The following is a 20,810-nucleotide window of genomic DNA, read 5'->3' as shown; positions in this document are numbered from 1 at the left end:
TACCTTTGAGCACTATTTGGTCGCTGACTGAAAATGTCACAGTGGTCGAACTGCCGGATACTTATCCGACTCAGATGCTGACTTACTGGGGCAACCCGGAAACAGGTGAAGGCGTACCGGCCGGTCAGGTGTGGGGCACAGTCCGTGCGTTCCTGTCTGAAGCCGACGATATGGCTGCTAACCTGTTTGACATCGGTGAAGCGCTGCACGATATCAAAGACATCACGCTGAATGGTGTAGGCGATGAGCTTCAGGGTGAAGGCTCCGCCGAAAACCCCGGTGCTGGCGACACCAATGGTGATGGCAGCCAGATTATCGATAAAGAGGGCGATTACACAGGTAACTATGAAATTACAGTTACTCTGTCGGATGGCACCATCAATACAGCCATTGTTGAACTGACTCAGGAGCAGTTCGAGTACCTGAACGGCTTGTTGTTTGATTCCAACGGAAACTCTCGTCTGTTCGAGAAAGAAGTTGCCTACACCATGACGGTGCAGGATGCCGAGGGTAATGACGTAGAAGTGCCTTCTGTAGTCGAAGGCGAAACAATTGTTACCAACCACCCGATCATCCTGACCCCGACTCAGAACAACGGTGGTACCGAAGAGATCGGTAAAACCTCTGCTGCGGATGACTTCATCGTTGCAGGCCGTCTGGACCTGCTGCACGGTGCCTACATCGACGGTGGTGAGGGCAACAATACTCTGGAAATTGACGCCAAAGGCTACTACGCTCAGCCGAAAGAGCTGTTGAACATCCAGACGATCAACATCGAAAACCTGCCAAACGTCTACACCAATGACAGCGGCGACAGCACTTACCCGGATCTGTCCGGTGACGGCTCCAACGACTCTACCATCGACCTGTCCCGTGCCGTTGACCTCGAAAAGCTGACCATCACCGAATCCGATTTTGACGGTGTTGATGAAGCGACTCTGGGTACGCTAACAATTGCCGGTGTACGCAACGGCGCGCTGACCCGCTTCGAAGGCGAGTTCAGCCAAGACGTGACCGTTCACTACGGCGAAGGCCTGACCGGTGAGCTGAACATCGAACTGGCAATCGGTGATGTTGATGGCACCATCAACCTGCTGCACAACGCCTCGACCCTGAATATCGATTCTCAGGGTACCGAGAACCACATGCATACGTTCTTCGCTGGCGGCACGCTGAGCCACCTGAACATCAGCGGCGAAGCGATCTTCTCTGTTGAAGACAGCATGGATAGCGGCTTCAACTCCGACCGTCCGGCTGTGATCGATGCCTCTGCCAACACCGGCGGTGTGGATCTGACCATTAATAACCATGAAGATGAAGTGATCTTCACCGGTACCGCTGAAGCGGATGACCAGTTCCAGGCCAACAACAACGGCAAGGCTGTCACCATCAATGCGGGTAACGGCGACAACGAACTCACCGCCGAAAACGGCGAAGTTGTTACCATCACTGCGGGCGACGGTGCCAACACCATCCGTGTTGATGGCAGCGACACTGTCTCTGTGACCGCGGGTAATGGCGGCAACATGGTTAGCGCTGCAAACGTTGATGATGTGACCATCTCAACCGGTGAAGGCGCTGATGTTATTACGGCCAGCGCTGGTGAAATCACCATCAACTCTCAGGGTGGTGATGATGTTGTTACGGTTGCGGGTCGTGAAGGTAGTGAAGCATCAGGGGTAACGGCTTCTCCGAACCTGGTGTTGGTGTTGGACGATTCAGGCTCAATGAGCAATGGTCAGACACCCGCACCTATCGAGGCACAGGCTGCGGCTGTTGCTGAACTGTTTGATCAGTTGCCTGATGATACTGCTGTGTATCTGGTTGCGGATTTGGGCTCAGGCACACAGCCGGCCGATGCTTGGGTCACTAAGGCACAGGCACTCGCAGTCGTTAATACAATGCAGGCCCAGGGTTACTGGAATACAGCTGGTTTTATTACTGAAGTACAGGCTGCGTTTGGTGATCAGACGGGTACGTACAATGTAGGTGGCGCCAATGAAGTGGTATTCATCACGGATGGCGGCAACAGTGTTCCAGATGAGCAGGCGTGGATCGACTTCCTCGTAGCCAATGATGTGCGCGCAAATGTCTTGGGCATTGGTGCAAATGATCAGAGTGATATTGATGTTATCAATAGCATGGCTTACGACGGTCGCGCTAACGCCGACCTGGATGGCATTGTTGCACCGACCACTGCCGAGCTGAGCGGTCTGCTCGAAGACCTGGGGCGTGATATTGCTGTATTGAACGGCAATGGTGCCAAAGTCAATATTGACCTGGGCGAAGGCAATAACGTTCTTGTGTTGGGTAACGCAGATGGTCTGGCACAAGGCCTTGTTGCCTACGAAGGCTCCAGCATTACAGGTGAAAACATCACCATGGTGGTCAATGCTGACAGTGATCTGCGTGCAGCAACACTGAATGGCATCACCAGCGTTGTACTGGATAATGGCGATGTGGGCAGTGCTGATCGCACTGTAGATAACGCCAAGCTGACCCTCACCTCAGAGCAGTTCCTTGCCATCGGTGCCGAGAACTTCAGTGTTGAAGGTTCTATCTTCCACACCTACGCGCAAATTGAAATCATCGTCACCGATGACATCTCCCTGACTGACCTGGGCGTTGACAACCTGTCGCGTAATATTGACCTGATCCTGGAAGTACAGGACGGCGTCACTCTGGAAATGACAGCTGAACAGCTGCACACCCGCGTTGCCGAGCAGGGCGTAACCCTAGCGAACGACAACAACGGCGACCAGCAGTCTGGCAGCGTACTGATCACCAATGCCGGTCTGGACTTCGACCCGTTCAACAGCAGCGACGACGCGCGCAGCATTGTTGACGGAGTGGCACTGTCTGGTGGTTCACTGTCGAGTGACTTCGGCGAAGATGGTAACGATTCAAACACCACTGTTGATCGTAACGAATGGGGCCAAAACGTCCTGATCGACCGCAACATGAACGGTTACGACCGTCCTGCGGATGTACCGTCTTACAGCCGTCTGGTCATCAACACCGACGAGATGTCTGAGATCGGTCCGTTTGAGACCATCGAAACCTTCCTGCGCATTACCGGTGATTCTGATCTGACCTTCACTCCGGTTGAAGGCGGTGTAGATGATTGGGGTCGTCCGATTGAAGGCGGCAGCGCGATTGCACTGGGCGTTGACAACGGCGTGGCCACTAATGGCTTCATCGTTGATTTCTCCAGCGTCGGCGGCGATGTCATCAATCTGACCCTGGCTAACTTCGAAAACGCGGATGCTATCTACGGTAACGGCTCTGAAACCAAAGATGTTCGTGTCAATGTCGAAATCAATGAAGAAGAAAGCCTCGATAAGGATGTCGGTGAAGTCGGTTCCTTGGCACAGGGGCTGGTGTCCAGCGGTGTACAGACTTACGTCGTAACCGATATCGACCTTCTCGATTCCGGCAGTGATTACGCAGTCGATTTCTACACCTGCGAAACTACTCAGGACCTCGAAGTCTTGGGTCTGCAGGGTAACTACGGCAAGACAATCAACTTCCTGAACACCGAACGTGGTGTTGAATTCCTGATGGAAGTTGCTTACGACAAGCAGGATGGCTACGCGGTTGGTGAACTGACAGCTTCCTTCGCTCGTCCTGAAGGCGCCACGGCTGTTGTCAACGTTGTGGGTCTGGATACACTGCCGGCTGGAGAAGTACAGCTGGTTGACGGTATCTCTACTAACGCAACTGCAGCTGTCATCAACATCGAAGGCGGCAACACCGTCATCGAAGAACTCACCGATACCTCTGAAGATGGTAACCTGACCAGCCTGACCGTAACCGCAGACGCTGATCTGGCCATCGAAACCGATCTGCCGGCTACACTGGAAAGCTTCGATGCATCCGGCGTTGTGGGTGAACTGGCGGTAACGGTTGATCTGTGGCAGGCAGGTGAAACCCCGCTGACCTTCGAAGGCGCAGCAGGCAGCACCACCCTGACCATCGACGATGCAGCTGAAGGTGCTATCGCCAGCATCACGGGTGCTGGTGAAGTTTCCCTGGTAATCGGTGACGGCGAAGGCACTGACAGCGCTGACCTGTCTGATACTAGCCTGACCAACGTTACCTCCGTGTCTATCCACGAAGGCCAGAGCCTGACTCTGACCATGGAACAGGCTGATACTATCGGTGCTGAGAACTTCTCTGTAATCGATACTGATGGTAATGGCACTATCACTTCTACCAGCCTGACCCTTGAAGGCCTGAACGATCAGCCGTTCTCCCTGGCTGATTATCCGGAAGACGTCGAAGTAACACTGACTCTGGCGGAAGAGCCGGTAGTTACTCTGCATCCGGATACCGACCTGACCGGCATTGCAGCTCTGGAAATCCCGGAAGGCACCGTTCTGGAACTGACCGCTGAGCAATTCCAGCAGCTGGAAGGTAACTCAGACGGAAATGTACTGACTGGTAGTGGCTCCGTTCATATCACCGATATGAGCAACAGCGAAGCGATCGGCGAGCACGGCGAAGAGCTGGATCTCTCCACAATTGCTATCGAAGACACCGCTACTGACGGTTCTACAGATGGCGTCGCCACTGTCACCATCTCTCTGGCTGATACAGTGAATCTGTCTGCAGCAACGGTGCTGGATGCCAACGGCAATCCTGTTGCTGACACCTTCAACATCGGTGATGGTCTGACGCTGGTGCTGGAAGGCATCGAAGATGCCGATGGCGTTGAATTCGTGGGCGGCGCTGAGTCCACCCTGAAGTTCATTGACATCGCTAACGATGCCGAAGACGGCTCCATCGATGCATCCAAGTTCGGCACAACCTATGTTCAGCTTCTGAACGTGCTCGTGGCAGATGCCAATGTTGACCTGCTGTTGGATGGCCTGCCAGGTAGCGTAACCAAGGTTATCTACAACGGTGACGGTTGGGTTACTACGTTGGATCAGGTGGCAAATGTTGAGCCAGAAACAACGGTTGATGGTCTTGTGGCATTCGATACCACGAACCCGGATGTAGAAATTGCGAACTTTACCCTGAACCTTCAGGGCGCAGCTGATATCACCGGCAACCTGGATTTGACCACTGGCGCCAAGTTCAGCGATGCAGATGGTGACCGCACCCAGGATACCGGCGAAGCCAACCTGATGCGCGCCTTCTTGCAATCGCTGACTATCAACTCCACCGATGAGACTGAAAACTCAGATGCGACGAACCTGCTTACAGGTGAAACCGCGAACATCATCGGCGGGAAAGTCACCGCAACTGACGGAGCTGATAGCGCTCGTTCAAACAACAACCTGCTGAACGTCACCATTACGGGTGATCAGGCGCTGGTTATCGAGGGCGGCATCGAGTTCAGTTCTGTTGTCGGCGATGATGACTTCACCGCGAACGACAACGACGAAGCGGTTGCAACGCTGAACGTTGAAAGCGACGCGTCTGTCGTGCTGGGCGTACTCGACACCAGCGACGTCGATGTGGTTGAACTGGTGGTTAACCAGACCGGAGCGGGCGACCTGACCTTCACCCTGGATCCGGATAACCTGGTTGCAGACGATCAGCTGACCATCAACGGCAGCGCGACTGCGCAGACCACCATCGTGGTTGCAGACGGTGCCACTGACCTTGACCTGTCTGACGACACGCTGGTCAACGTTGATGCCATCGTACTGGAAGATGATGCGGATCTGGTCCTGACTCAGGCTCAGTTCAACGATATCGGTGCGGCCAACTTCTCCCTGGCTGACAACGCTTCCGACGCTGACATCGACCTGGTTGCCTTTGAAGGCGCCGTTGTATTTGATGCCACTGCGCTTGAAACGGGTATCGACATTGACACCATCACCATGGCACCGGGTGCTCAAGTGATGGATCCGGCTACCAACCTGATGGGCGTAGCTCAGATCGTTGTACCGGAAGGTGGCAGCCTGACCCTGACGGCTGATCAGTTCGCGCAGCTGGATGGCGCTGGCAGCATTGTCGGTGTGGGCGCTACTCAGGACTTCACTGTGACCATCACAGGCCTGGATCAGGCTGACGTGGACGCAGGCCTGGATCTGACCGGTATCGACTCCACCAACATCATCGTGGATGTTGATGGCTCCGTTAACCTGCATGACACCACTGAGCTGGGCACTGTCGGCAACCTGACCTTCCAGATGGACGACAACGCCATCCTGGGTCTGGCCGAGATCGAACAGCTGAGCCCGACCTATGTGGTTGATACAACCAACACTGCAAACCAGCCTGCAACCTCTGTCGTGGTCGGCAGCGGCCTGACCGTGATTGGCGGCACAGGCTCTTCTGTTGAACTGCAGTTTACCCAGACCGCAGGCACAGCAGTTAACTGGTGGGAAGCATTCGATGCGTCCGGTATTCAGACCGACACCATCCGTCTGCTGAACGACCTGGTGATGAACCGCAACATCGAACTGCTGCAGGGTATCGACAGCGACGTTGAAGTGATCATCTTCGAAACGCTGGAAGACTTCCCGGGCTACCTGGCCACCATCAACCGTGTGGTTGAAGTTGAGCCGGGCGTCACCATCGATGGTTTCATCGTCTTCAATGACTCCACCGATGACAGTGAAATCCGCACGCTGCAGCTGGACCTGCAGGGTGATGCCACTGTTGACGGCAGCATCTATCTGACCACGCGCGACAAAGACAGCGACAAGCTGCCGCGCAACTTCGATACGCTGACCATCAACTCACTGGGTACCGATTCGAACACCATCGACGGTAACATCACGCCGATCAGCCAGCTGTCCTGGACCAATGACAACAGCCTGCTGAACGTGAATGTCAATGCCGACCAGGCACTGGAAATCACCGGCGACATCGTGTTCAACAGCCTGGGCACCGATGGTAACGACGACACCGCGACCCTGAACATCACTGGTACAGCGGATGTCACCATCGAGCAGCTGGACGTAACCGACAACACCGATGACGGAATTGGAACCCTGGTTGTCAACAATGCCGGTACTGGCGTGCTGACCATCACAGGCTCCAGCCCGGCCATCCTGACTGATGAAACAGGTCAGACTACCTCCAGCGTACTGGAAACGCTGATCTTCGAAGGTCAGGGCGACATCGTGCTGGGTACAGATGGCGAAGGTATCAGCTCTGAAGCCCTGTCCGAGATCGACGCATCCGGTCTGTCAGGTAACCTGACTCTGGAAGTTGTGGATAACATCGACTCTCAGAACTTCTCCTTCACGGCAGGTACTGGCGTTACCACGCTGACCCTGACTGACGCGGATCTGAGTGCTAATGTGAACGCCAACCCGGCAGATACCGGCTGGAGCTTCGACTTCACCAACGCACAGACAGGAACCGAGTTCCACCTGGCGGCAGCGCTGGACAGCAATCCGGCAGGTGACTTCGGTCCGCTGAACATCAACATGGGCCCGAACGGCGTCCTGTTCATTGATGCGACCATGGATCTGTCGGGTCTGGACCTGACCATCCTGGGTGATCAGCCGATCGTCCTGGCGGATGACGTAACCCTGACACTGACCGCTGCGCAGGCCTCTGGCCTGAACATCGTCGCCGGTACAGACGTGGGTAACGATGGCTACAACGGCTCTATCGAAATCATCGATCTGGGTGATTACGCTGACCTGAACCAGAACGGCAGCAACGATGATGCCGCCGAGCTGATTGATTATGACTTCAGCGGTCTTCAGGTGCCGGCGTCTGCCACCCTGGCTGACAACGATGTCACCCTGTCTGTTAACACCGACCTGGGTGATGTCGTGATCAATCTGGTTGATCTGGCTGATGGTGCAGGTGGAAACGCTGCACTGACCGGTCAGACCATCCGTTTTGCAACGGAAGAGCAGGCTGCCCGCACGATCAATGTGGGTACAATTGATGGTGAAGAATCCACCAACGTCATCTGGCTGTTCGACAGCGTCAGCGGTCCGGTTGATACCAGCGGTTACGATCCAGAGATTGCACGCCTGTGGATTCTGGAAGCACTGGCCAACGGCACCAACATTGAGCAGCTGTTCACCAGCCTGCCGAGCACCATTGTCCGTGTTGACTTTGCCGATCTGGATGATCTGCCGACTGCACTGGATGACTCTACCGCTCGCAGCCGTGTGGTTGAGCTGGCATCGTTCACTAACCTGCCGGCAGGTCTGAGCTTCAGCGATGAAGACCGTCTGGAGCACGTTGAAACACTGACTATCCGCATGGGTGGTGAAGTGACACTGGGTAACGTCGAGATCGATAACATCATCGACCTGACCGTTAACCAGGCCAACATCAACTTCACTAGCCTGGTGATCGACTCTCTGCTGGCAGACAACACCAACGACCTGTTGGCGGCTGACGGCTACGATGAAAACACCAACGTTGCCCCGGTTGCGGCCAACGTGATTGGTGACATCTCTGTCGGCACCGAAGAAGGTCTGGAACTGCTGTCTGTGACACTGAACACAGGCGACAATCTGGGCATGGATGGTAACGATCTCGAAATCGGTACGATCTACTTCGAAGCCAATGCCACTAACAGCGCAACGCTGATCGTAACCGGCGACAACGATGTCACCATCAAGTCACTGGATACCAGCGATCCTGAAGTGGACAACACGGTAACCGTGAATGCTGCTGGCCATACCGGCAACCTGGTCGTAACCGGCGGTAGCCCGGCTGCAGCAGTAGCTGACATCGAAGCACTGTTCATTAACGGTACTGAAGAAGATGCAGGAACGGTTTACTTCGGTCACGTTGAAGAAACTGAAAACGTGTTCGTTCTCAACCTGGATGGCAACGGTGTACCGTACGCCGGTGTTGCAGGCGCTGAGCTGAGCCTGATCGAGGTTGATAGCGAGAACAAAGTGGTCAACCTGGGTGTTCTGGCGCTGATCGACGGTACCGATGACGACTCAGATGATGACGGTATTGCTGATGTTGATGCCTTCACACTGACTGGCAATGGCAACACCAGCGCAATCCTGGGCGAAGGTAATGTTGACGGCGTTGTGACCTCTCCGCTGCTGGAAGCTGGCAGCACTTGGGCGTTCAACAGTGTTGACCTGACCATTCAGGAAACCACCAACCCGATGTTCGAAGCGGGCGCGATCCTGGAAGTGGATGGCGGCAGCCTGACCATCGAAGGTGAAGTGAACCTGACCGAGGTAACACTGACGCTGACCAATGGTGCACAGGTATTCGTACCGGCTGATCAGACCCTGATCCTGACCGTTGAACAGGTTAAAGCGCTCGACACTGCAGGTGTTGATGTGACTGGTTCAGGTACCGTTGAGGTTATCGGTAACGGCGATGACGCTACTGCTAGCATCTTCAGCCATCTGCGCACCGCTAATGTCGACCTGTCGGCTGTAGTTCTGACGGAAGATGATGCGGATGATGTGTTCGCGGCTAGATTCGTAGGCGGCGAAAGTGACGCCCATGAAGCAATCGGCCAGACCATCACTGGTTCTGCCTTCGATGATTACATCATTGCAGGTGAAGATACCGACGATACGCTGATCGGTGGTGCCGGTAACGACACACTGGTTGGTGGCACAGGTTCTGGCAGCAGCGATACCTACAACGTCGACGCAGGAACTGACACCATCACGGATCTGCACGCCGATGGCTCAAGCGGTGAAGAGGATGTGTTGGTTGTCAGCAGCGGCGCTGAAGCGGTTGCAACTGGCATCACTACCTTCACAGCTACGGCTGAGACCATCAACAACGGTACAGCTACCCTGACAGGTGCATCCGGTGACAGCACCATTGATGTCTCACTGGCAGGTGGCGATAGCGGCTTCATTCTGATCGGCGGACCGGACGATGGATCGAACGGTGCCAACACCCTGACCGGCAGCGCCAACGATGACATCATCAACGGTGGTGATGACATCCAGAATGGTGTCGATGTCCTCACAGGTGGCTTGGGTGATGATCGGTTCGTGTTTAACGTCAGCAGCAGTGTTCCAGCTTCATTCACTGAAGATGATCAGCTGCCGTTGCCGGTGGATCAGGAAACGATCGAGTACACACCTGGTAACACAGAGGTGGATAGTGGTGATGAAGAAATCACTATCACCTATGCACTGAACGGTCTTGTCCAGACAGCAGTAACCGTCACAGAGTTTGATGCCGCAGACGCTGCATCTGTACACAGTGCCATTGCTGCTGCGCTTGATGCCCGTCCAGGTATCAGCGCTTACGTGACAGCAGGTCGTGTCGTGATCGAAGGCGATAACGGCAACTCTGTAGGCAATGTGACGCCGACGCTCAGCAGCGGTACTTGGGATGCTGATGGCACCCCTGCCGATACTGCAATCACTTCTATTAATGGAACTGATATCCCTCAGGTTACACGCTTGGATATCGACACTTCTATCAACGGAGTTTCTGCCGGTGAAGAGTACACAGTGACTGTTACTCTGGCAGAAGGTGGCGGTGCTTTCGGTACAGCTGTTGCAGGAAGCAACGATCCTCAGGCTTTGGCTGAGGCTTTGGCGGATTCCTTTAATACAAACGCTGGCCCCAGCACTGTAGTTGCAGTGGCTGATAACACCAGCGGTAGTTGGGGGATTACCTTCACGGATGAAAACGCAGACAACGGCGGCTTCAGTCTGTCAACTGATGCGCAGGGAACCTACGGTGGTTCTGGTGCGTCTAACATCGGCGCGACTGATCTGGCTACTGCCGATATCATCACGGACTTTACATTAGGTGAAAACGTGATTGATCTTGGCTTGGTCGCAGGTTCTTCTGCGAACTACGCTGAAGCAGCAGAAGCTGGAAGCTATGCAGTTGCTCTGTCTGATGCGGCCTCCGCGTTCGACGGTACCGTTCAGTACTACCTGACTTCTATCGAAGCAACAGGTGCTGAAAATGATGCGCTGAGCGACAACACTGAAGCTGGCGACAGCATCGGTCTGTTGTTCTTCGATGCGAATGCAGATGGTGCCGTAGATGGTGTGATCGCAATGGTAGGCGTTGACGAATCTAACTTCGCCTATACCGACATCGTAGCCTGAAGCTGATCGTTTCACTCACTGACCCGCAGCTCCTTGCGGGCCAGTGATGGCTGATAAAACCCCCGCTTCTCACAAGGAGGCGGGGGTTTTTGTTTATGGAAGGAAGACTATGCAAGCCTTTATTGTGACGAAAACCTTTATCGGTAAACTGGGCGACTCGCCCTATCCGTTTGTGGCCCCGGGTGACCTCGCGCGGGTCACCCCCTACGAGATCTATCTCGATACCCGTCAGGGCCAAAAACGTATCGCCGCCAGTGCCGAAAAAACCGGGGTCGAGTGCCGTGTGCTGGACCCCGCTCAAAACCCGTCCTTTACACTGCCCATTACACTCAACGGGCACGAGGGCAAACCCACACTGTTGCCGCTGGACCCAGATATTGCCACCCAACTGCGTGCGCGCATCCGCCCCGGTCAACCCTTGCGGTTGGCGCTGTTCAATGCCCTGGGCACAGGGCTGGGGGATAACCTGGTCGGCGCACAGGCGTTTCGGTTGGTATTGCCCCTGCTGAAGGCGATCCACCCGCTGATCGAGGTGGACGTGATCCGCTCATGGGCCGCCACCAAACCGGACTATGTGCTCAAGCACGAGCCCTGGGTGACGCGCATCCGCACCACCCCCATCCGCCTGGACGAATGGCGTGAATACGATGCCTGTTTTGATTTTTCCGGCTTTGTGTCGTTGCCGGGATTCAGGGGCGTGCCCTGGCCGGATTTTCATCTGATCAATTTGGGTGTCGCACCGGAAAAGATCGCCCCTGAGCTAAAGCAGGCATCCTGCGGTAACATCAATGCGGATGATTTCGCACGCGGGGCCGCTGCCGTAATAGCGTCCAAATCACAGGCGAGTGTGCAGGATATCTTTGTGCATGCGACGGCTTCGACACCCTTGCGCTCAATTCCCGCTGTGGCTTTGTTGCGACTGTGTACGGCACTTAAACAGCAGAGCCTGCGCGTTGTGACCGATGATAATGCCGTTGTTGCGGCGGCCCAGTCGGTAAACTGTCCCTGCTTAATGATCCGAGATCGCAGTTTGAGTGAACTGTACGGGGCCGTGTCAGCCGTGGACAGCGCCATCTGCTGCAACTCGTTTGTACTGCATGCGGCCAACGCCGTCGGCCAGCGCACGGTTGGGCTGTTCATGGGCCTTGGCTGGTATGATAACGGCATGCTGCCCTATCAACCGCAGCTGACCGCGATCGACGTGGACCACGAACAGCGCTACGCAAAACACTATAAACTGTCAGCCGATGCCCTGAACGACCCGGACGAAAAGGCCTACTTTGAAGGCTGCTGGCTGGCGGCGATCGAGCAGGTCATACACAGGCTCATTGAGCCCACCGACAAGGAGGCCCTCCATCATGCATAAACCCGCCTGGCCCGCCCGGCCTCTGATCCCCGTGGCTTGGGGTGAGGTGTTCGACAAACTCTCGATCCTGGCGATCAAGCGCGAACGCATTGATGACCCCACCAAACAACGCAACATTGCCCGCGAACAGGCGGCACTGGAAGAAATCGTGGGCGACACGGCCCGATACCCCGCCGCGCTGGATGACCTCCGCCAGGCCCTTAAAGCCGTCAATGACCAGCTATGGGACATCGAAAACGGCAAACGGGCACATGAAGCCCGGCAGTGCTTTGACGATGCCTTTATCCAGCTGTCACGCAGCGTATACCGCCTGAACGACCAGCGGGCACAGCTCAAACGCGAGATCGACACCCTGCTGGGCAGTGAACTGACAGAAGAGAAGAGCCACCCGGACTATGGACAATGACAGGCCCCGAACGCTCAGAGTGCTGAGCTTCCCGTTGCGAAGGCCAAGCTGCTATCCTGTGCCCAGCAAACAGGAGGCCCCATGACCGACACCGATACGGATCGCACCACCGATCACGACAGCCCTTGGAAAATCGCCCTGGATGGCTATTTCAAGGAGTTTCTGGAACTGCTGTTCCCGCATATCCCGTCAGAGATCGACTGGCGCCAGGGTTATACCTCGCTCGACAAAGAGCTGCAGCAGGTGACGCCTGACGCCAACTCTGGTAGGCGTTACGCCGATAAACTGGTCAAGGTACACACGCTGGAGGGCCATGAGACCTGGGTGCTGATCCATGTTGAAGTGCAGGGCGAGCCAGAGGACGCTTTTGCACAACGGATGTATACTTACCAGTATCGCCTGCGTGACCGCTATGGGGTGGATGTGGTGAGCCTTGCGGTACTGGCCGATACCAGCCCCGGCTTCAGGCCAGCGGCATTCAATTATGATCGCTGGGGGTGTGCACTGCAGTACCGTTTCCCAATGAGCAAATTGATCGATTTTGAGTCTAACTGGGAAGCGCTGGAACAGAGCGCCAATGTGTTCGCCTTGGTGGTGATGGCACAGCTCAAGGCCAAGCGAGTGAAAGACGGCGTGGCGCGTAAAGATGCCAAAGTCGCCATTATCCGCCTGATGTACGAACGCGGCTACAGCAAGCAGCAGATCCTGGAGCTGTTCAACGTGATTGATTGGATGATCCAGCTCCCCAGCAGTCTGAATGAAGCATTTTTGAACACGATCTATGCGATCGAGGAGGACAAGAACATGCCGTATATCAATACCGCTGAACGGGTGGGGTTGGAGAAGGGCCGTCACGAAGGTGAACTGATCGGTATCCAGAAAGGTGAGCAGATCGGTATCAAGAAAGGTGAGCAGATCGGTATCCAGAAGGGCGAAAAGATCGGTATCCTGCGGAACCAGCGCGAGACTGCCCTTACCCTGCTGGAATTAAAGTTCGGTGCACTGCCGGACTGGGCAACCGAGATGATCCGCCAAGCCGATGCGACCAAGCTCGATGCCTGGACGAGGGGTGTTCTGACAGCTGAAAGCTTGGAAGCCCTGCTGGGCAAGCACTGAGTCACGGCAGCACGTTGAAACCACGCATTGAGGCGGGGTGGGGGCTGTCCTGCCCCATGACCGTGTTGCCAGGTGCTGGCTGAGCGGGAGGCTTATGGCTATTCGCTGTTCGAGCTATGGCCCCGCGTGACCTTGCTTCCACACGCTCAAGCCCTAGACGCGGGTCAATGTCGTGTATGACTGGGTGGCTGAGGGCCAGGCCTCCGTGGAAGCGTCTAAGCCCTCTTTCCCCGATGCTTTGCCCGGTATCAGCGTCACTGCATCGGTGGCGCATTCTTTTTCACGTTCTCACCTGTCATAACCGTCCTCTCGTGCAGCCCTTTCTCACCCTCAATCTGGGTCAGCCAGCGCACCTGATCAGCCTCAAGTCTCTCTTGGGCATCAAGCAACCGATGGGCCAGTACGGTGGCACTCAAACCCTCTGCTTCGGAATCCAGGGCCTCCATCGTGAAAGCGCCTATGTAAGGCGCAGAATGTATTACGCCGTCGTTTATCCACTGTCAGAGTTTACCCAGATGCCATCGTACTCCGTTAGGTGAGATTGTGATTCCAGTAAGTAATCAGCCAGGAGTAAGGCTCGCAGGCCCCCTGGTTGATCTTCTAGCCAGTTGCTGTGACTTGAGAGTGCTCTTGGGTCGATGCGAGCCATGACATATAAGCGCCCTTGATGGAGCAATGTGATCGACGACAAGAGATTTGCTTGATGAATTAGTCCTACCAATTCCCGGATATCGGCTATTTGGTGTCTAACCGTTTGAGCTACTTCAATTTTGCGCTGTAAATAGCGTGTTGGCTCGCCGTTGTCGGTAAACAAACGGTAACCGCTAAACTGGTTAAATTGTCTGCTTGTAGTATCGACCCAAAGGGTACTACCGGCATCATCAAGGGAGTCGCTTGGGTTGTCAGTTTGTACCTGTGTATCGGCTATCTCAAATGGATACTGCTCCCATTTGCACGGAACATAGCCATCTAGAGGTTCGCTTTCAATATCCGCTTCAAGGGGTACAACGGGTAGCGTTAGAGCTGAGTGAGGATCAAGCAGAATGGGAAAGCGGTTTTTCAGCGCATGGATATCTGCGCAGGTGAGCTCCGCAAATCCACTGTTGGTTTGGTTGCTGAACACCCATCCCTTGTCAGCAGGGATATGACGTAAGTCAGGGTGCGTATAAGCATTAATATACATGTGTGATCTCCAGGGCCGATAAAACGACACCAATCTCTGTTTCCAACGCGGCTAGCTGTCCTGCGTTGGAACCAAAAAAAAATGCACTGAGCGACTGAGTCGCTATGCAGCACTTGAGTGGGCTTCCTTCAGCCCCGGAGATTTGAAAGGCACTAAACGGTTGAACGGTCGAACAAGTAAAAGTTGGGTTGTAGGATGATCCGTTACTGCCTTTCTTATATATACGTCCAGAATAGATACTTGATGGTGAAGGAGTCAAGTACCGCGAACGGGAAGTTCTTTGAGATGACTGGTTTTTTAGTGCCAGGGGTATTCTTTGTATCCTCTTTCATAGCTGTAGCAGACAAAATTGATTATTAGTCTATGATTTAGATTAATTATTTCTATTTTGGGGCTATTAATAGCACGAAGGAGCTGTAATGAGTACTGATAGCGCACGACAAGCGACCGAAGGCACATCAAATCATAGCACTCGCGCCATTAATCATACCGAGCCTGAAATGCCGGAATTTACGCCGCCTCCTCCTCCTCCCCCTCCCAATCATCCCCCTCCCAATCATCCTAGGTTTGTTTGGCGGGATTCGCAGCCATTTGAGGGGCAGTATCTTGAAAGAAATGATCAAATCGTTCAGCCCTTTCCGCCTCAGCAGCGGCGGCAAAGGGGTATGACACGCAGGGATTTGGTTCAATCGATGGTTGTCTACCTTGAGCAGCACTATTATTTGCTTCGAGACGATTCTGGTGTGTTCTTCCTGCAGAACAAAGCTAACGCTTATCTGATGCCTGTCAACGCGGATAGCTTGACGATTCCCATGAAGGATTATGCGATGAGGTATTTCGCTAAAGAGCTCACCGACGGAATGATTAAAAACGTGCTGGACCTCTTTTGTGGACTCTATAGTGCTCAGTCAGTGCAGGTTCCTTACGTCGAATGTGGCAGGGGGGGGAGCCGCCACGACCATCTGGTTAACTATTACGTTGGTCCAGGTATGTTGTGGCATCTTTACTATGACCCCATTCAGCAGCAGTGTTTTTCAACACACGACAGGACTGTTGTGCCGTTGATGCTCAACCGCTCAGCACAGTTTGATTATAAGTATCACCACACAACGCGCCCTGCTGACTTGGAAAACCTGTTCCGGGGCTATTCAGTACCCGAGAGCGAATATCTGATACTGATCACATGGATGGTCAGCACGCTGGTGTACGGCAGCAATGTATTTTTGCTGGAATTGATCGATAGCGATGATGAACGTATCCACAAACTTCAGCGAGATCTGAAGAACCTGATCGATTTTTGTGGAACAAGCTTTATTCCGGAGGTGCCCTCCAAACGTAAAGGGCTAGAGAAACTGGCTCTTGATCACTATGTGATGAGTTTCAGTCCCGTGGATAACCTTACCGCCTCCATGCAGAAGAACCTGCTGGATCTTCTAAACGGTTATACTGTCGATGCTGAACTAAAACCCAAGCGCCACAGCTATTCCGTATTCATTCAACGCCCTGTTCTGCTGTCTGCAGATGAAAGCGTCATTACACATGGGCCGCTGCTGAATCGCTCCATCACGTTGTATTTATCCCGATTGGGTGAGCCAACGGGTGTGGATATGAGCGTTCCGTTTGATACATATTTTAGCGCTTGGCTGCAGCTGACAGTCTGTGTTAAACATCACGTTCATGGCTTCCTGAAGGAGCACATTAACGATCATACCTCCCCAATGGAGATTTTCCGTGAAGTAGGGTTACAAGTATGTAAGTGCTTGAATAAGGATGAGAATCTGTTCCTGAATGAACTCGCTTATCAAGTAGCAGCTAGACAGGAACTATCGCAATCGGAGAGTCCGGCGGCTCAGGCTCTAATCGCATACCTGGATCACAACAGTCTCTGCGAGCAGTCAATGCCTGTGAGTGATTGGCTTGATGCGTTGGAACCCTTCCGCCCCAAACGCGTTCTTATAAGCAACTGGCCTGCTAACGCTAGGGCGCTGGGAGCAGCACTCAAGAAGGCCAAATCGGTTCTGGCTGCATCCAATATTGAGTGCTTCGGTAAGAAGCGGGGCTCGTATCGGGTCTTGGCCATCCGTCGAAGCACCCCGCTGAAACCTTCAGCCACGGATTAATCTTAAGCACTTGGCCTGGACGCTTGAGTGTTTTTGATCGAAACCAAAGGGGGGCTTGAAGGCCACTGCTGTCCCATAAATGGCAGCAAATGAGAAAGCCTGAATCCAAGTGAGTAAAATGAGAGTGCGACCAAACACTCTACTCACAAAGGATTCAGGCTTTGTCTCATCATAACACCGCGTTTCATCAGTTGCTCCAGCCTTTGTCCAGACATGATTTTGAGCGAACGGCCCGTGAGCATCATGTGGGGCAAAAACTCCGTTCAGCTTCACGCTGGGATCAGTTCATTGGCATTGCGATGTCCCAGATTTCTGGCCGACAAAGTCTCCGCGACATCGAGTCTAGCCTCGCCAGTCAGCGGCATAAACTCTACCACCTCGGAGCCAAGCCGATTGCTCGCTCAACCCTCGCCCGCCTCAATGAGCAGCAGCCTGCCGAGCTCTATGAGGCCATCTTTTATAAGCTTTTACAGCGCTGTTCTGTGCGTTCAAATGCGCATAAATTTCGCTTCAAAAATCCACTTTATTCACTCGATGCCAGCACCATCGATCTGTCATTGAATATTTTCCCCTGGGCAAAAATCCATCAGTCAAAAGCCGGTGTAAAGCTGCATACCGGCCTGAACAACGCCAGCTTAATTCCCGAGTTCGTTGCGCTCAGTGATGGCCGGGAAGGCGATTTGATTCAGGGGCGCCAGTTCACCTTTCCGGCAGGTAGTATCGTGGCTTTTGATAAGGGCTATGTTGATTACCGCTGGTATGGAGAGCTGACAAAACAAAAGGTTAGCTTTGTCACGCGACTGAGACCCAAAGCTGTTTATCAGGTGCAGAAATCGAATCCAGTACCTGCCAAGACGTCGGTTGAGTACGATCAAGTGATTGAGCTGAGCAGTCAGCACGCGCAAAAACAGCGCGCACCCACGCTTCGATTGGTGGGGTATAACTGCCCGGAAAGCGGTAAACACTTCCGCTTTATCACCAACAACTTCAAGCTGGCCGCGACGACGATTGCGGCGATCTATAAGGATCGTTGGCAGGTGGAACTCTTCTTCAAAGCGCTCAAGCAAAACCTGAAGATAAAGGCGTTTTTAGGTAACAGTAAGAATGCTGTGCTGACGCAGATCTGGATCGCCATGATCTGCTATCTACTGCTCTCGTTTGCTCGCCACAGCGCCCGGCAAGGCTGGAGCGTACAACGCATAATGCGAACACTTCAGGTGAGCTTGTTCGAACGCATACCCCTTTGGGCGCTACTTAATCCTCCTTCACTAAAGCCAGAAAAAAGGGACCCTCAAATGAGGATCCCTTTATGATCAAAAACTATGGGACAGCAGTGGCTTGAAGGCCCCTTCTCCGCCCGACTCCTTGTTTGATTGTCTCTTCCCGCAGCTGTTTTCTCCTTCGTCTTAACTGGCGATAAAGTCTCACTTCGGTTGCGTCCATGCACGCATTGAAATAACCAGCCTGCACGACGTTGCAGACGTTTAAAGGTATGAAAAATAGAAAAAAGCCGATATTAGGCGCTATTACGCCGGTTTATCTCGGTTTTGATCGTCGCAATGTCTAATGTCGTGATGCAGTGCCGTCTGTTTCCAGCACTTCCCTGACCCGTTCCAGCAACGCTTTCCCCGGTCCTTGCGGCTGTCGTCGACCCCGTTCCCAGTCCTGTAGAGTGCGCTGACTGATACCTAAGGCACCGGCCATTTCCATCTGTGTCATCGCCCGTTCGTGCCTGAGTGTGAGGATCGCTTCGACGCTCGGATGCAGTCCTTTGGGTGGATCACTCGGAGAGCGTTTGGCTCGATGCGGCGGTAGAGTCTCGGGCTGATCCCCTGCGCTGTGCTGCATCATCTTTTCCTGGTTGAGACAGGATAGTTTCGTCTGGCCTGTCGGTGCTGCAGTCGGGTGTGACACTGACTGATTGCGTGCAGGCGGTGCATTCGTTTCCGGTGCCTGCCACTGGGGCATGGCGTCCGCCTGCAGTGGGCTTTTCTCCTCTGTGCCGTTCACTGACTCTGTGCGGTCGGTGTGCATCGCTCGATTCTCCTCTGTCGTTGCGTGCTCCATAGGATAGGGCGTGAGTATTTTTTTATTTTTCACAGTCAATGCACGTCCTTGTGCCGGGATCGACTCGGATTAAACCGATCCGTCTGCTGCCGTTAGCAACGACACCTGCGGCTGCTATCAAAACAACGCGTCCCTTCACCAAAACGTTTGCTATACGCCTTGCAGAGGTAACTCGCCCGGTAGTACAGCCGTGCCAGCTCATAGCCATCTGATGGATGACTGGAAATCCGAAAATGCCCGGTCTCGTAATCGATGGCCTCTGAACGGCTGGGTACGTCACAGCCGTAGGGATAATCCGTGTCGTACTGCCCACCCACCGCGTAGTGAACCAGCCCTTCGACTCCATGATCATTCGCCAGCCTCAATGCGTAGCACCACGCCCGTACAATCCGATGGAACAGGTTCTGGCGGTGATATCCGCCTTCCTCACACGGCCCGTAAGTACCGATCTGATGAACGGCATTCTGGTTGAACATCAGCAGCAGGTGGTAGTGGGGATGAGGGCTGCTGTCTTGCTCACGTGCCCAGACGTAATGCACACGGGTCGGGTATTTCAGATCGGCTCGATCCAGTTCCCGTTGCAGGTACTCAAAAAACCGCTTCATGCACTGATTGTCTCGACTCAGCTCTACCGGATAGGCCTGCGGGTAACGCAGATCCACCCGCACGGCATAGACTCTCGGATATTCCGTCAGTGCGGCATCGATCACCTCCCAGGTACGTTCCAGGTAGTTTTCGACCAGCCCTCCGTATTTCGGCTGCTGTAACACTGCCCAGCCTCGGTACTGGCTTTCGTAGTGCAGACGCAGCTGAGGACTGCCGGGTACCCGCTTGGGCAGTCCTGTGGTGTTGTGCGGGTGTTCTTCCCAAGGATCGAAGGACTCGATGGCTGGATCAGGATCAGGATCAGAGACTGAGCTGGGGTATGGACCGTAGGTGTTGACGTAGGTTTGGTAGTGTTCTGGGTTGTAAGGATTCATGAGTGTGCTCCAGTACCGGTTAAAGGGACTGAGCGTGGAGATCACTCGGGTGGCTGCCCTCACCCTGGTGGAGGTAGAGGGTTGTGTATCATGGACTTATGCCTGATCTCTCTTTGGGAAGAGATCAGGCTATGACCTGTTTGAATCTGGGGGAGTGGTAGAGGGATGGGTTATATCCATTGATAAGTAATGGGTTATACGGAATAGATCTATGTGTTGGTTCCAGAGAGTGAACTCTGATTGGATAACCTGTTGGTTATATATACTACTGTAACCGTCATTCCGACCTTGCCAAAAACCCCCGTCCCATCGAGGTTTGCCCACAGGCACACCCCCGGAAACATTGACCCTCGATTTCAGAAATTAAATCATTTTGGGTTCGGGGATAACTCAGTGGGTGATCACCACGCTCACTGTATTCCACCGCCCGATTATTTTTTACACGCACTGCGTTCTTAGCCCGGATACCGCACTGAATCGACTCCGCATCCAGCTGTTGGCACTGGCAGATTCAACCAAATCTCAAACCTATATCACCGACCTGGATACACCCCGAGGTGCGTCCGCTCAACGCA

Annotated in this window: 10 protein-coding genes; 6 read left to right on the top strand and 4 right to left on the bottom strand. The window is 54.0% G+C overall.

Going from position 1 to position 20,810, the window contains the following annotated elements:
• Positions 1-5 precede the first annotated feature (5 nt).
• From CFI10_RS17085 to CFI10_RS17070, 4 genes are all read left to right on the top strand, one after another.
• On the top strand, positions 6-10,997 hold the full coding sequence (locus CFI10_RS17085; protein ID WP_206836830.1) for a beta strand repeat-containing protein: 10,992 nt from the start codon (positions 6-8) through the stop codon (positions 10,995-10,997).
• A 109-nt stretch (positions 10,998-11,106) separates the two neighbouring features.
• Positions 11,107-12,363 (top strand): glycosyltransferase family 9 protein, encoded by a 1,257-nt coding sequence (locus CFI10_RS17080; protein WP_206836827.1) that lies wholly within the window; start codon positions 11,107-11,109, stop codon positions 12,361-12,363.
• Positions 12,356-12,769 (top strand): hypothetical protein, encoded by a 414-nt coding sequence (locus CFI10_RS17075; protein WP_206836824.1) that lies wholly within the window; start codon positions 12,356-12,358, stop codon positions 12,767-12,769. The genes CFI10_RS17080 and CFI10_RS17075 overlap by 8 nt, the downstream gene beginning before the upstream one ends.
• An 81-nt stretch (positions 12,770-12,850) precedes the next feature.
• On the top strand, positions 12,851-13,885 hold the full coding sequence (locus CFI10_RS17070) for an RpnC/YadD family protein (protein ID WP_206836821.1): 1,035 nt from the start codon (positions 12,851-12,853) through the stop codon (positions 13,883-13,885).
• Positions 13,886-14,139: 254 nt separating this feature from the next.
• Here CFI10_RS17070 and CFI10_RS17065 read toward each other — a convergent pair whose 3' ends face one another.
• Positions 14,140-14,331, bottom strand: coding sequence for a hypothetical protein (locus CFI10_RS17065; RefSeq protein WP_206836818.1), 192 nt, complete (start codon positions 14,329-14,331; stop codon positions 14,140-14,142).
• Positions 14,332-14,375: 44 nt separating this feature from the next.
• Positions 14,376-15,068 (bottom strand): SapC family protein, encoded by a 693-nt coding sequence (locus CFI10_RS17060; RefSeq protein WP_206836815.1) that lies wholly within the window; start codon positions 15,066-15,068, stop codon positions 14,376-14,378.
• A 419-nt stretch (positions 15,069-15,487) separates the two neighbouring features.
• Between CFI10_RS17060 and CFI10_RS17055 the strand changes: the two genes are divergently transcribed.
• The gene (locus tag CFI10_RS17055; protein WP_206836814.1) at positions 15,488-17,188 is read left to right on the top strand and encodes a hypothetical protein; all 1,701 of its coding nucleotides are present in this window, start codon (positions 15,488-15,490) and stop codon (positions 17,186-17,188) included.
• 161 nt (positions 17,189-17,349) lie between these two features.
• Positions 17,350-18,501, top strand: a complete 1,152-nt coding sequence (locus CFI10_RS17050) for an IS4 family transposase (RefSeq protein ID WP_206836810.1) — start codon at positions 17,350-17,352, stop codon at positions 18,499-18,501.
• Between the two features lie 250 nt (positions 18,502-18,751).
• On the opposite strand, the gene CFI10_RS19280 is transcribed toward CFI10_RS17050, so the two are convergent.
• Together CFI10_RS19280 and CFI10_RS17040 are read right to left on the bottom strand one after the other, a co-directional pair.
• Positions 18,752-19,222, bottom strand: coding sequence for a helix-turn-helix domain-containing protein (locus tag CFI10_RS19280; protein WP_242530035.1), 471 nt, complete (start codon positions 19,220-19,222; stop codon positions 18,752-18,754).
• 125 nt (positions 19,223-19,347) lie between these two features.
• Positions 19,348-20,235, bottom strand: coding sequence for an inovirus Gp2 family protein (locus CFI10_RS17040; RefSeq protein WP_206836807.1), 888 nt, complete (start codon positions 20,233-20,235; stop codon positions 19,348-19,350).
• Between the last annotated feature and the right edge of the window lie 575 nt (positions 20,236-20,810).

Origin of the sequence: Marinobacterium iners, from assembly GCF_017310015.1 — a bacterium.
Lineage (GTDB): Bacteria > Pseudomonadota > Gammaproteobacteria > Pseudomonadales > Balneatricaceae > Marinobacterium > Marinobacterium iners.
The sequence above is the reverse complement of the archived record's forward strand: the minus strand, read 5'-3'. Positions and strand labels throughout refer to the sequence as shown.